We start from the raw sequence: 13,716 nt of genomic DNA on the forward strand, positions 1-13,716 counted from the left end.
CTCCTCACAAAGCGCATTCGCGCTGTCAAAACTATTATTCTTGTTGTGCTCGGTAGGCGGTGGATACTTTAGATATCGGGCTTCGAGCTAATTTGTCACTAATAAACCAGCCAGCATTGAGCAATTTATTAAAGTCGATGCCAGTTTCAATGCCTAAACCATTGAGTAAATAAACCACATCTTCTGTCGCGACATTACCTGATGCGCCCTTAGCATAAGGGCAGCCACCTAAACCGGCAATGGCACTGTCGACAACCTTAATTCCCATTGTTAACGCAACGTAAATATTGGTTAACGCCTGACCGTAAGTATCATGAAAGTGAACCGCTAATTTTTCAACCGGTACTTTAGTACTAACTGCAGTTAACATTGCTTGTACTTTTTGAGCTGTACCTACGCCAATAGTATCGCCAAGTGATACTTCGTAGCACCCCATTTGATAAAGCTTTTCAGCAACTTGGGCGACTTTTTCTGGCGCAATATCGCCTTCGTATGGACAGCCAACCACGCAAGAAACGTAACCACGAACTTTTATATTGTGTTGCTTAGCTGCTGCCATAATCGGTGTAAATCTATCGATACTTTCTTCAATCGAACAATTAATGTTTTTTTGACTAAAGCTTTCTGACGCGGCACCAAAAATCGCTACCTCATCAACTCCAGCGGCAAGTGCTGCTTCAAAGCCCTGCATATTAGGCGTTAAAGCGGCATATGTTACGTTTGGCGATTTAGCAATGCCTTTAAAGACATCCGTCGAAGTCGCCATTTGAGGTACCCACTTGGGTGAAACAAAACTACCGCTTTCGATATAGCTTACGCCTGCGTCAGTCAGTTGATCAATCAGCGCGATTTTATCTTGGGCTTCAATAAACGTTTTTTCATTTTGTAGGCCATCTCGCGGCCCTACTTCAACGATTTTTACAAATGAGGGTAGGGACATTAGTTTTCCTCAGCTTCAAATGCTAATAACTCGGCACCACCATCAACCATATCGCCTTTAGCAAAATAAAGCTCAGTGACTTTGCCAGCGCTTGGTGCCTTAATGGTGTGCTCCATTTTCATCGCTTCCATAATAACCAGCGGCTGATCTTTTTCGACGGTTTGTCCCGATGTAACTAAAACATCAACCATAGTACCGTTCATTGGCGCGACTAATCCGCCATGACCTGCATCATTATTGGCGTCACCTAAATCAGGCAAAATGCGAGTGAAGTTAAAAACGCCATTAGGGCGATATAAACTAATTTGTTCGTTATTCACTGAAATTTCGGCAACACTACGGTAGCCGTCAATAGTAAAAGATAATGAACTTTCTTTAATATGGCCTTGGCAATCAAAGGTATTACCGTCAACTGCTATCAAATAATAGCTATCATGGCCTTCGCGCATTTGCTCCACAGTAACATCGAACTGTTTATCGCCATGAGCCAAGCTAAATTCGTGAATATGCGGCTCATTTAATCGCCAAGCATTGGTCATATTCCATGGCGAATAAGGATCTAACGTTTTAGCTGCTTGTTGCTGAGCATCTTGTGCACGGCTCAATACTAGGTAAAGTGCTGCCATTGGCAGTTCATAAGCCAGTGCTTGTTGGTCTTTATGAAAAATAAGATCTTCATGTTTTTCAATAAAGCCAGTATCTAATTCAGCTTCTACAAATGCCTTTGACGTTGCCAAGTTATAAAGAAAATCAATATTGGTGGTAACACCACTAATACGATATTCAGCTAACGCTTTGGCTAAGCGTTGCAAGGCTTTTTCACGTGATTCATCCCAAACAATTAGTTTGGCAATCATCGGATCGTAAAACACGCTAACTTCATCACCTTGGCGAACACCGGTATCAACACGAACATATTCGCTTTCTACTGGCGGCACTAAAAAGGCTAATTTACCGGTTGCTGGTAAAAAGTCGTTATTTGGATCTTCGGCATAAATTCGCGCTTCAAAAGCATGACCTTTGATAGCTAATTGTTCTTGTGATTTTGGCAGCTTTTCACCTGCTGCAACGCGTAATTGCCATTCAACTAAATCTTGATCGGTAATGAGCTCGGTTACTGGATGTTCAACCTGTAAACGCGTATTCATTTCCATAAAGTAGAAAGAGCCGTCAATATCTAGTAAAAACTCAACGGTACCTGCGCCTTGGTAACCAATGGCTTTTGCTGACTGAATAGCGGCTTCACCCATTTTGGCGCGAAGCTCATCGCTCATGCCTGGAGCAGGTGCTTCTTCAATGACTTTTTGGTGACGACGTTGCACTGAGCAATCACGCTCAAATAAGTAAACCGCGTTATCATGGTTATCGCAGAATACTTGAATTTCGACATGACGTGGCTGAGTCAGGTATTTCTCTACCAGCATGGTATCATCGCCAAAACTTGATGCTGCTTCGCGTTTAGCGGCAGCTAGACCTGCGCTGAATTCATCACTTGACCACACTTGGCGCATGCCTTTACCGCCACCACCAGCAGTGGCCTTTAATAGTACTGGGTAGCCCATATCGTCAGCGGCTTTTTTTAATACCGCTTCAGATTGATCTTCTCCGTGATAGCCTGGCACTAATGGTACTTTTGCTTGTTCCATAATGTTTTTAGCGGCTGATTTTGAGCCCATGGCTTCAATTGCGGCTACTGGCGGGCCAATAAAGGTAATATTATTTTCACTACACAGCCTACAGAATTCAGCATTTTCTGAAAGAAAACCATAGCCAGGATGAATTGCCTGAGCGCCAGTCTGTTTGGCCGCAGCAATCACTTTTTCAGCAACTAAATAACTTTCACGCGACGGTGAAGGGCCTAAATAAACTGCCTCATCAGCCATGTGAACATGTAAAGCATTCGCGTCGGCGTCTGAATAAACCGCAACAGTGCGAATGCCCATTTTCTTGGCGGTTTTGATCACGCGGCAAGCTATTTCGCCACGGTTGGCAATTAATATTTTAGTAAACATTTTCGAAGTCAGGTTTGTTGTCATGTTATTGCTCCTGCAACCAGCTTGGCGAACGTTTTTCAAAGAATGAACCTAGCCCTTCTTGGCCTTCTTCTGATACGCGAATCGCAGCAATGCGTTTACTGGTTTCATTCATAAGCTCAGGGGTAACGGTTTGATAGGCGACATCAAACGCTAATTGTTTGGCTTGTTTTACCGCAGTAGGGCCATTTGCCAATAGGGTGGTTATTAGTTTTTCTATTTCGTTATCGAGTTTATCTATTGGCGCAATTTCATCGACTAAGCCAATTTGCTGGGCTTTATTAGCGAAAAAGCGTTCAGCGGTTTGGAAATAGCGGCGGCTCGCTTTAAGGCCAATTGCGTTAACAACGTAAGGGCTGATAGTGGCAGGAATTAAACCAAGTTTAACTTCGCTTAGGCAAAAGCTGGCTTTGTCACTTGCAACCACCATATCGCAACAACTTGCTAAGCCAACTGCTCCACCAAATGCTGCGCCTTGTACTTTGGCAATGGTTGGCATTGGCATAAAGTTAAGAGTATGCAGCATTTCTGCCAAGGCATTAGCATCGCTTAGGTTTTCTTCATAGCTATAAGAGGCCATGCGTTTCATCCAACCTAAATCTGCACCTGCAGAAAAACTTTTGCCAGTTGACGCTAATACCATAACGCGAATACCGTCGATGTTGGCAATCTCGTTAAATGTTTTGGTTAATAGGGCAATAATGTTGTCATCAAAGGCATTGTGCTTATCTGGATTATTAAGGGTAACAGTAGCTACCCCACGTTCATCAATATTGGTAAGGACTAAATGATTCATCTTTTTAATCCTTACATTCTAAAGATGCCAAACTGAGTATCGGCAATCGGTTTATTAAGTGAGGCTGAAATCGCTAAGCCTAAGACTTGTCTAGTTTCAGCAGGATCAATTACGCCATCATCCCATAAACGCGCAGAGGCATAATAAGGGTGACCTTGATGTTCATAGTTATCGATAATTGGCTGTTTAAATTTAGCCAGCTCTTCGTCTGTCCACGACTCGCCTGATTTTGCCATTTGGTCGGTTTTAACCTGAGCTAATACGCCAGCGGCTTGTTCGCCACCCATTACCGAAATGCGTGCGTTTGGCCACATAAATAAGAAGCGAGGATCATAAGCACGGCCACACATGCCGTAGTTACCTGCACCAAAGCTGCCACCAATTAATACGGTGAATTTAGGTACTTGTGCACAAGCAACTGCGGTTACCATTTTCGCACCATGTTTGGCGATGCCGCCCGCTTCGTATTGTTGACCCACCATAAAGCCATTGATGTTTTGTAAAAACACTAATGGAATTTTGCGTTGAGCACACAGCTCAACAAAGTGCGCGCCTTTTTGCGCTGACTCACCGAATAAAATGCCATTATTGGCAACAATGCCCACTGGATAGCCATATATACGGGCAAAGCCACAGACTAATGTTGTGCCATATAACGCTTTAAATTCGTCAAATTCACTGCCATCAACTACGCGGGCAATCACTTCGCGCACATCGTAAGGCAAGCGTGGATCTTTCGGGATGACGCCATAAATTTCTTTGGCATCATATTCAGGTTCCGTTACCGCTTGAATATTGAGCTGCATTGGCTTAACGCGGTTTAAGTTTTTAACGGTATTACGGGCAATTTCTAAGGCATGATGATCGTTTTGGGCATAATGATCAGAAACCCCCGAAGTGCGGCAATGAACATCAGCGCCACCTAAATCTTCGGCACTAACCACTTCACCTGTTGCTGCTTTTACCAGTGGTGGGCCTGCTAAGAAAATGGTGCCTTGCTCTTTTACGATAATCGACTCATCAGCCATTGCTGGTACATAAGCGCCACCGGCAGTACACGAGCCCATAACCACGGCAATTTGTGGGATGTTTTGCGCTGACATATTAGCTTGATTAAAGAAAATACGACCAAAATGTTCGCGATCAGGGAAAACATCATCTTGGTTTGGTAAGTTTGCGCCACCTGAATCAACTAAGTAAATACAAGGTAAATTATTTTCTTGCGCAATTGCTTGTGCGCGCAAATGTTTTTTCACGGTAAGCGGGTAATAAGTACCGCCTTTAACCGTCGCATCGTTCGCAACAATCACACATTCTTGACCGCCAACGCGACCTATACCTGTGATTATGCCTGCGCTTGGTACATTGTCTTCATAGACTTTATATGCGGCTAATTGGGACAGCTCTAAAAATGGTGAACCGGCATCCAGCAATTGGTAAACGCGGTCACGAGGGAGCAATTTGCCACGAGATAAATGACGCTCGCGACTTTTTTCACCGCCACCTAATTTGATGGCTTCAAGCTTAGCCTTTAAGTCATCAACTTGGCGCTGCATATGTTCAGCGTTATCAATAAAGTCTTGGCTTCTTGTATTTATTTTGGAAGTTATCTTAGGCACGATATTTCCTTTAATTTCTTATCGTTATTTGATGTTGTCATTGTGGCGTAGGCCGTAATCTTTGACATCGCATCGGAATAAAAAATTCCGGCCTTCGCCGGAATGACGAAGAGCAGGAATTTTGTCAATCACGAACAATTATTTACTTTCGTTAAACAGCTCACGACCAATTAACATACGTCGAATTTCAGAAGTCCCAGCGCCAATTTCATATAATTTAGCATCACGTAATAATCGACCTGCTGGGAACTCATTGATATACCCGTTACCGCCTAATAATTGAATGGCATCAAGCGCCATTTTAGTGGCCAGTTCCGCGGAATAAAGAATCACGGCAGCAGCATCTTTACGGGTGGTTTCACCGCGATCACAGGCTTGCGCAACCATGTAAACATAAGACTTAGCCGCATTCATTTGGGTGTACATATCAGCTACTTTTCCTTGAATTAACTGGAATTCACCGATTGATTGGCCAAATTGTTTACGGTCGTGAATATACGGAACAACTAAATCCATACAGGCATCCATAATGCCTAAAGGTCCGCCTGATAGCACTAAGCGCTCATAGTCAAGACCAGACATTAATACTTTTACGCCTTTACCTTCTTCACCTAAAATGTTTTCAGCAGGTACTTCACAGTTTTCGAACACTAATTCACACGTGTTTGAACCACGCATGCCTAGTTTGTCGAGTTTTTGATGACGGCTAAAGCCAGGGAAGTCGCGTTCAACAATAAATGCCGTAATGCCTTTAGAGCCAGCTGTAACGTCAGTTTTTGCATAAATCACGTAAACATGGGCATCAGGTCCATTGGTGATCCACATTTTATTGCCGTTAAGAATGTATTTGTCACCTTGCTTTTTAGCACTTAATTTCATGCTGACTACATCAGAGCCGGCATTTGGCTCAGACATCGCTAATGCACCAATGTGTTCACCCGTACAAAGCTTAGGTAAGTAATTCATTTTTTGTTCGTGGGTGCCGTTTTTGTTTAATTGGTTTAAACAAAGGTTTGACATAGCGCCGTAACTTAAACCGACTGACGCTGAAGCTCGGCTGATCTCTTGCATGGCAATAACATGCTCTAAATAGCCTAAACCAGTACCGCCATATTGTTCGTCAACCGTCATGCCTAATAAACCTAAGTCACCAAACTTGCGCCATAAATCCATAGGGAATTCGTTATCGATATCGACTTGCGCGGCACGTGGTGCAATTTCGTCGCGAGCAAAAGCATTTACTTGATCGCGGATCATGTCAACGGTTTCACCGAGATTGAAATTTAATGAAGAAAAGCTAGAAATCATGGTTGTTCCTTAAACGTTAAATGCTGTCGTTATTCTTTAATGTGCCTAGTGTGTCTACACAACTTTTTTCTAAGTTGCCAAGTTCAATAAGCACTATTTTGATATCTTCTAATTGCTGATTTAACTGAGATTTTTTGTCAGCAATTAAGTCTAAAATTGTTTCCAGCTGCTTTGCGCTGGTTTTGTCTATGTCATAAAGCTCAAATAATCGGCCGGTTTCCGCTAATGAAAACCCTAAGCGCTTACCGCGTAGAATTAACTTTAGTCGAACTCTGTCTCTTTGATTGTAAATTCGTGTTTGACCACGGCGAGTAGGGGTAATTAACCCTTGGTCTTCGTAAAAGCGAATACTTCGGGTGGTGATATCAAACTCTTTCGCAAGTTCGCCAATTGCAAACGTTTTAGCGGTATTGTTATTTGGCAATATCGACATTAATACAAATTGAATAAATTTAATTTGGCATTAATATAGGGTAAGTTTACGTTAAGGTAAAGCTAGGTTTTGCCGCCAATTAAATTTTAAACTGTAAGGTAAAGGTTACAGCTTCAGCTTGATTGATTAATGATTTGTTTAGGCAAAATGCAGATTCATTAACAAGTTTATTCTAAAGTATGCGGCAAAATTTGATGGCGTTATTGATTTATAGCAAGGATAACGTCGGTATATACGCAGTAGAGTTAAGCACTATACTCATGCATTAAATTAATATGAGTTTGTACTAAAGTAGTATTTAAGTTTACGTTGGCGTAAACGTAATATTGGCAGCGTTTAACTCTTAATTATCAGTATTAATGGTAGTCCTAGATTACCTTGGAGAACTATATGTCTATCTCAGAACCTATTGTTATTGTTTCAGCAACTCGTACGCCAATGGGCGGTTTTCAAGGAGCGTTAGCTGCTGCCACAACACCAGAATTAGGCGCTACTGCAATTAAAGCAGCAGTAGCACAATCAGGTGTTGGTTTTGATCAAATTGATGAAGTGGTGATGGGTTGTGTATTACCTGCTGGCTTAAAACAAGCACCAGCTCGCCAAGCAGCGTTAGGGGCAGGATTAGCTAAATCAACGGTATGTAATACGATAAACAAGGTCTGTGGCTCTGGCATGAAATCGGTGATGGATGTTCACGATTCTATTATTGCTGGTTCTATTGATATCGCAGTAGCGGGTGGTATGGAAAGTATGTCTAATGCGCCTTACATGTTACCAAATGCTCGTGGTGGTATGCGTATGGGACACGGTCAAGTGTTGGACCATATGATGTTAGATGGTTTAGAAAATGCTTACGATGGTATTTCAATGGGCTGTTTTGCTCAATCAACCGCTGATGGTGAAAAATACAGTCGTGAAGCGATGGATGAATATGCAATTCGTTCACTGTCTCGTGCTAATGCCGCAATTGAATCAGGCGCTTTTGCTAATGAAGTTACGCCAGTTACTATTTCAACGCGTCGTGGTGATGTAGTGGTTGATACCGATGAGCAACCTGGCAACGCTCGTCCAGAAAAAATTCCATCATTGCGCCCAGCATTTAAAAAAGATGGCACCATTACCGCGGCTAACTCAAGTTCTATTTCTGATGGTGCAGCAGCGTTAGTATTAATGAAGCAATCTGAAGCTGAAAAGCGTGGACTAACGCCATTATGTAAAATTGTTGGTCATGCTACTCATGCCCAAGCGCCGGAAGAATTTACCGTTGCACCGGTTGGCGCAGTGACTAAATTACTTACCAAAGCAGGTTGGTCGGCAGCGGATGTTGATTTATATGAAATCAATGAAGCATTTGCCATGGTTAGTATGCTAGCAATCGACAAGTTAGGTCTTGATGTCAATAAAGTTAATATTAACGGTGGTGCTTGTGCCCTTGGTCACCCGTTAGGTGCTAGTGGCGCGCGTATTATTGTGACCCTTATTCACGCGCTAAAAAATAAAGGACTTTCTAAAGGTGTTGCCTCACTTTGTATTGGTGGCGGTGAAGCCACTGCTATCGCAGTAGAAATGTTATAACAAGCGCTTAGCAATTTCTTTATTACCTGCCAGTGCCTTCCTAGTTTTAATAGCTTTGGATGCGCTGGCAGTTTCAATTATTACAATGACAAGTTTAGATGAGACGGGGACATGAATTTTAATTTAACTGAAGATCAGCAAATGTTTGCAGATACTGCCAAACAATTTTCCGATGCTGAATTTGCGCCACATGCAGCAAAGTGGGACGCAGAGCATATTTTCCCTAAAGAAGTGATTGCAAAAGCGGGTGAGCTAGGATTTTGTGGGCTTTATTCACCTGAAGATGTTGGTGGCTTAGGCCTTAGCCGACTTGATTCTTCAATTATTTTCGAACAACTTGCCATGGGTTGCACCGCGACTACCGCAATGATGACAATTCATAATATGGCTACGTGGATGATTGCGACTTGGGGCACAGAAACAGTAAAAGATCAGTGGTGTCCAGATCTTGTGATGGGACAAAAGCTAGCGTCTTATTGTTTAACAGAGCCAGGTGCAGGTTCGGATGCCGCGTCTCTTCGCACTTCAGCTAAACGTGATGGTGATCATTATATTGTTAATGGTTCGAAAATGTTTATTTCAGGTGCAGGTGAAACTGATGTACTAGTGGTTATGGTTCGCACCGGTGGTGAAGGCGCTAAAGGAATATCAGCATTGGCAATTCCAGCTGACACTGACGGTATTATTTACGGTAAGTCAGAAGAAAAATTGGGCTGGAATGCTCAACCGACTAAACTTATTACCTTCGATAACGTCAAAGTACCAGTTGAAAACTTACTTGGCGAAGACGGCGAAGGCTTTAAAATTGCCATGAAAGGTCTTGACGGTGGTCGTATCAATATTGCGACTTGTTCAATTGGAACCGCTCAGCAGGCGCTAAATACAGCAATGGCCTATATGCAAGAACGCGAGCAGTTTGGCAAACCGATTGCCGCATTTCAAGGGCTACAATTTAAACTGGCTGATATGGCAACTGAGCTAGTTGCCGCAAGACAAATGGTGCGTTTGGCAGCGTTTAAACTTGATGAAAATGATCCTGAAAAAACGGCTTATTGCGCGATGGCAAAACAATTTGCCACTGATGTTGGTTTTAAAGTATGTGATGCCGCACTGCAAATTCATGGCGGTTACGGATATATCAAAGAGTACCCATTAGAGCGTCACTTTAGAGATGTTCGCGTTCATCAAATATTAGAGGGTACCAACGAAATTATGCGCGTTATTATCGCAAGGCGATTATTAACTGAAGGCGCGGGCCAGTTGTTATAACGGCAAAAAATAATAAGGATAAACTATGTCAGAAGTAGTGTTATTTGAAGTACTCGACTGTGAAAATGGTAAAAAAATTGGTATTGCAACATTAAATTCAGAGCGTTCGTTAAACGCCCTGAGCGGCGATATGATCAAAGCGCTTTACCCGCAGTTACAAGCATGGCAGCAAGATAATGAGATTGCGTTAGTGATGTTACAAGGCGCAGGAGAAAAAGCCTTTTGCGCAGGTGGCGACATTGTTAAGCTTTATGAAGAAATGACTGCCCATCCTGAGCAATACGCACCGGCTATAGAAGAATATTTCGGCACAGAGTACGCGCTGGATTACCTCATTCATACCTTTAATAAACCATTTATTGTTTGGGGCACAGGCATTGTGATGGGCGGCGGCCTTGGCATGATGGTTGGTGCCAGTCATCGAGTGGTTACTGAAACTAGTCGAATAGCGATGCCAGAAATAAGTATTGGCTTATACCCCGATGTTGGCGGTACTTATTTCTTAAATAAAATGCCTGAAAATTGTGGGCTATTTTTAGGATTAACAGGCGCTTCCATTAAAGCCAGTGATGCTAAATATAGTAACTTGGCTGATTATTTTATTCTATCGTCTAAAAAAGCTGAATTTATTGAACAGCTATTGACGATAAATTGGGGGAACACAGTTGCACTTAATCACGACAAATTAAATGATGCGATGCAAGAATTGGAATTGCAGTCAAAAGTGCAATTACCGGTTTCTCACCTTCGTGCTAACAAGGCCTTAATTGAACATGTGACCGCTGCTGATAATTTAGCTGACATTGTCAGTAACATTGTTAGCTGTGAAGTAGAAGATAAGTGGTTTAATAAAGCGCAACAATCTCTTAAACACGGCAGTGCAATAAGCGGGCATATTGTTTATCGCCAACTAACATTAGGACAAAAGCTGTCGCTGGCTGATTGCTTCCGTTTAGAACTTTCGCTATCAGTAAAATGTGCAAAATATGGTGAGTTTAGAGAAGGGGTAAGAGCTTTACTTATTGATAAAGACAATGCCCCTCAGTGGAAATTCGACAATATTGCCAGCGTAGAGCCAGAGGTCATTGACTGGTTTTTTGAAACTAAATGGTCAGAGTCAGAACACCCTTTAGCTGAACTTGGCAAATAAAAACTTGGCAAATAAAAATAAGTAGGGCTAATTGGTTTGGGTTGGCTTACAAGAAAAGAATAGAGGAATTATTATGGCGAAAATAGCGTTTATTGGTTTAGGGAATATGGGTGGCCCAATGGCCATTAATTTAATCAAAGCTAAACACGACGTATGTGTCTACGATTTATCGGCCCAAGCGGTGATTGATGTTGTTGAACATGGTGCATCAACAGGTGTATCAGCACAGGAAACAGTCCAAGGTGCTGACGTTATTATTTCAATGCTACCAGCAGGTAAACATGTAGAAGCAGTCTATTTAGGTGAAGACGGTTTAATCAATCATATTAAAGCCAATGCACTTGTTATTGATTCATCAACTATTGATGCGGCAACGTCAATTAAAGTTGGGGCTGCATTAAAGGAAAAGAGCATTGAATTTATTGATGCGCCTGTTTCTGGTGGTGTCGGTGGTGCTAAAGCTGGCACGTTAAGTTTTATGGTTGGTGGCTCAGCTGAAAACTTTGCTAACGCAAAACCTATTTTAGAAAACATGGGCAAAAACATTTTCCATGCTGGCGATCATGGTGCTGGTCAAGTGGCCAAAGTTTGCAACAATATGTTGTTGTCGGTGCTAATGGTAGGAACTTCCGAAGCATTGCAGCTTGGTATTGCTAACGGTTTAGATCCTAAAGTGTTATCAGAAATTATGAGTAAATCATCAGGTAGCAACTGGACACTAGATGTTTATAACCCATGCCCTGATGTGATGGAAGGTGTGCCTTCGTCAAATGATTACAATGGTGGCTTTATGGTTGACCTAATGGCAAAAGATTTAGGTTTAGCCATGGATACAGCAGTCAGCAGTCAATCTTCAACGCCTATGGGGGCGTTAGCTAGAAGTCTTTATGCAATGCATGCGGGTGCCGGTAACGGTAAGAAAGACTTCTCTAGTATTTTTAATTTATTTAATAAACAGTAATTTTCTAAAGTTGCTGTTAAACAAAAATTATGAAGGACACCGAATAGAACATGAATATTCAAGATAAAGTAATTGTTATCACTGGTGGCGGCCAAGGCTTAGGTCGTGCGATGGCACTCAATTTAGCTAAGCAAGGGGCTAAATTAGCGCTAATTGATTTAAATGAAGAACTATTAGCGGAAACCGTCGCATTAATTGCAGAGGCAGGTTCGAGTGCTAAATATTACTTAGCTAATGTAACAAATGAAGCGGAAGTTGAAGCGATATTTGATCAGATCAACGAAGATTTCGATGGTTTTGATGGCTTAGTAAACAATGCCGGTATTTTACGTGATGGCATGTTAATTAAGGCAAAAGATGGTGAAATCGTTAAAAAGATGTCACTAGATCAATTTCAGTCGGTCATTGATGTGAATTTAACCGGTGTTTTCTTATGTGGCCGTGAAGCTGCAGCCCATATGATCAAAAATAACCGTAAAGGCGTGATTATTAATATGTCTTCAATTGCACGAAACGGCAATATGGGACAAACCAATTATGCTGCATCTAAAGCGGGTGTTGTTGCCATGACGGTTTGTTGGGCAAGAGAACTCGGTCGATATGGTATTCGTGTCGGTGCAATTGCACCTGGTGTTATTAGAACTGCAATGACAGATGCGATGAAACCAGAAATGCGTGAGCGTTTAGAAAAAATGAAGCCGGTCGGTCGATTAGGTGAAGCGGATGAAATTGCTCATACCGTTAAATATATTTTAGAGAATGAATTCTTTACTGGTCGAGTCGTAGAAATCGATGGCGGATTAAGCATGTAAATCATGCTATTGTTATACTAATAGTTAAGTATATGCATCTTAAATAAAGGCGAGTTTTACTCGCCTTTTTCATCTTTCGAGATTTAGCAATGAAAAAAGCATTATTTTTAGATCGCGACGGTATTATTAATGTCGACTTTGGTTATGTACACCAAGTTAAAGATTTCGAATTTGTCGAAGGAATATTTGACGTCTGCCGTTATGCGCAAGATATGGGTTTTGAATTATTTGTTATTACCAACCAAGCGGGTATCGCAAGAGGGTACTACACAGTAGATGACTTTTTAACACTAACAGATTGGATGAAACAACAATTTGAGCGTGAAGGGCTTACTATATCAGACGTTTATTTTTGTCCGCACCATCCAGATAAAGGGCAAAATGAATACGTAAAAAAATGCAATTGCCGTAAACCTAAACCCGGTATGCTGGTTAAAGCAGCGAAAGAGCACAATATTGATTTAGCACATAGTGCATTTATTGGCGATAAAGTCTCTGATATCCAAGCAGCTGAAGCAGCTGGTATACATAATAAAGTGCTGGTTGTAGGCCATTATCAAGATGATCACCATATAAATGCGCATAGGATTAACCAAGTAAAAGAAGCTATCGCGTTCCTTTGCTAATAAAAATTGCACAAAAAAGCTTATTTTTGTGCAAAATATCACCACTTAAACTAAAATTAATAAATTCTATAAAAAAGGTGTTGACGCGGGATAAAAAATCCCTAAAATGCGCATCCACTTCCCAGGGAGACTTGAGAAGGCTGTTTTGAACAGTTTAGTGTTAACGATTTAGCATTAAACGGGTCAGATAAGTT

General features: G+C 41.8%; 12 protein-coding genes. 6 read left to right on the forward strand and 6 right to left on the reverse strand.

The window, feature by feature from the left end:
- Window positions 1–34: 34 nt before the first annotated feature.
- The 6 genes from ACOB82_RS01840 to ACOB82_RS01865 all read right to left on the reverse strand — a co-directional run bounded on the left by ACOB82_RS01840 (window position 35) and on the right by ACOB82_RS01865 (window position 7,129).
- Complete coding sequence (locus tag ACOB82_RS01840; protein ID WP_448211223.1) at window positions 35–940, reverse strand: hydroxymethylglutaryl-CoA lyase; 906 nt, start codon at window positions 938–940, stop codon at window positions 35–37.
- Window positions 940–2,952 (reverse strand): acetyl-CoA carboxylase biotin carboxylase subunit, encoded by a 2,013-nt coding sequence (locus ACOB82_RS01845; RefSeq protein WP_448211246.1) that lies wholly within the window; start codon window positions 2,950–2,952, stop codon window positions 940–942. The genes ACOB82_RS01840 and ACOB82_RS01845 overlap by 1 nt, the downstream gene beginning before the upstream one ends.
- A 25-nt stretch (window positions 2,953–2,977) precedes the next feature.
- Window positions 2,978–3,769, reverse strand: a complete 792-nt coding sequence (locus tag ACOB82_RS01850; protein ID WP_448211224.1) for an enoyl-CoA hydratase/isomerase family protein — start codon at window positions 3,767–3,769, stop codon at window positions 2,978–2,980.
- 11 nt (window positions 3,770–3,780) lie between these two features.
- Window positions 3,781–5,388 carry a carboxyl transferase domain-containing protein gene (locus ACOB82_RS01855; RefSeq protein ID WP_448211225.1) on the reverse strand — a complete coding sequence of 536 codons (1,608 nt, stop codon included), beginning with the start codon at window positions 5,386–5,388 and terminating at the stop codon, window positions 3,781–3,783.
- Between the two features lie 138 nt (window positions 5,389–5,526).
- Window positions 5,527–6,696, reverse strand: a complete 1,170-nt coding sequence (locus tag ACOB82_RS01860) for an isovaleryl-CoA dehydrogenase (protein ID WP_448211226.1) — start codon at window positions 6,694–6,696, stop codon at window positions 5,527–5,529.
- A 16-nt stretch (window positions 6,697–6,712) separates the two neighbouring features.
- On the reverse strand, window positions 6,713–7,129 hold the full coding sequence (locus ACOB82_RS01865) for a MerR family transcriptional regulator (RefSeq protein ID WP_448211227.1): 417 nt from the start codon (window positions 7,127–7,129) through the stop codon (window positions 6,713–6,715).
- Window positions 7,130–7,519: 390 nt separating this feature from the next.
- Here ACOB82_RS01865 and ACOB82_RS01870 point away from each other — a divergent pair, with 390 nt between their 5' ends.
- From ACOB82_RS01870 to gmhB, 6 genes are all read left to right on the forward strand, one after another.
- Window positions 7,520–8,704: an acetyl-CoA C-acyltransferase gene (locus tag ACOB82_RS01870; RefSeq protein ID WP_448211228.1), complete on the forward strand. Its 1,185-nt coding sequence runs from the start codon at window positions 7,520–7,522 to the stop codon at window positions 8,702–8,704.
- Between the two features lie 111 nt (window positions 8,705–8,815).
- Window positions 8,816–9,973, forward strand: a complete 1,158-nt coding sequence (locus ACOB82_RS01875; protein ID WP_448211229.1) for an acyl-CoA dehydrogenase family protein — start codon at window positions 8,816–8,818, stop codon at window positions 9,971–9,973.
- 25 nt (window positions 9,974–9,998) lie between these two features.
- Complete coding sequence (locus ACOB82_RS01880; RefSeq protein WP_448211230.1) at window positions 9,999–11,123, forward strand: enoyl-CoA hydratase/isomerase family protein; 1,125 nt, start codon at window positions 9,999–10,001, stop codon at window positions 11,121–11,123.
- 73 nt (window positions 11,124–11,196) lie between these two features.
- A complete protein-coding gene (gene mmsB, locus ACOB82_RS01885; protein ID WP_448211231.1) occupies window positions 11,197–12,084 on the forward strand; it encodes a 3-hydroxyisobutyrate dehydrogenase in 888 nt (295 codons plus the stop codon).
- Between the two features lie 50 nt (window positions 12,085–12,134).
- Window positions 12,135–12,896 carry an SDR family oxidoreductase gene (locus ACOB82_RS01890; RefSeq protein ID WP_448211232.1) on the forward strand — a complete coding sequence of 254 codons (762 nt, stop codon included), beginning with the start codon at window positions 12,135–12,137 and terminating at the stop codon, window positions 12,894–12,896.
- 89 nt (window positions 12,897–12,985) lie between these two features.
- The gene (gene gmhB, locus ACOB82_RS01895) at window positions 12,986–13,522 is read left to right on the forward strand and encodes a D-glycero-beta-D-manno-heptose 1,7-bisphosphate 7-phosphatase (protein ID WP_448211233.1); all 537 of its coding nucleotides are present in this window, start codon (window positions 12,986–12,988) and stop codon (window positions 13,520–13,522) included.
- Window positions 13,523–13,716 lie beyond the last annotated feature (194 nt).

The organism is Colwellia sp. MEBiC06753 (genome assembly GCF_053470325.1).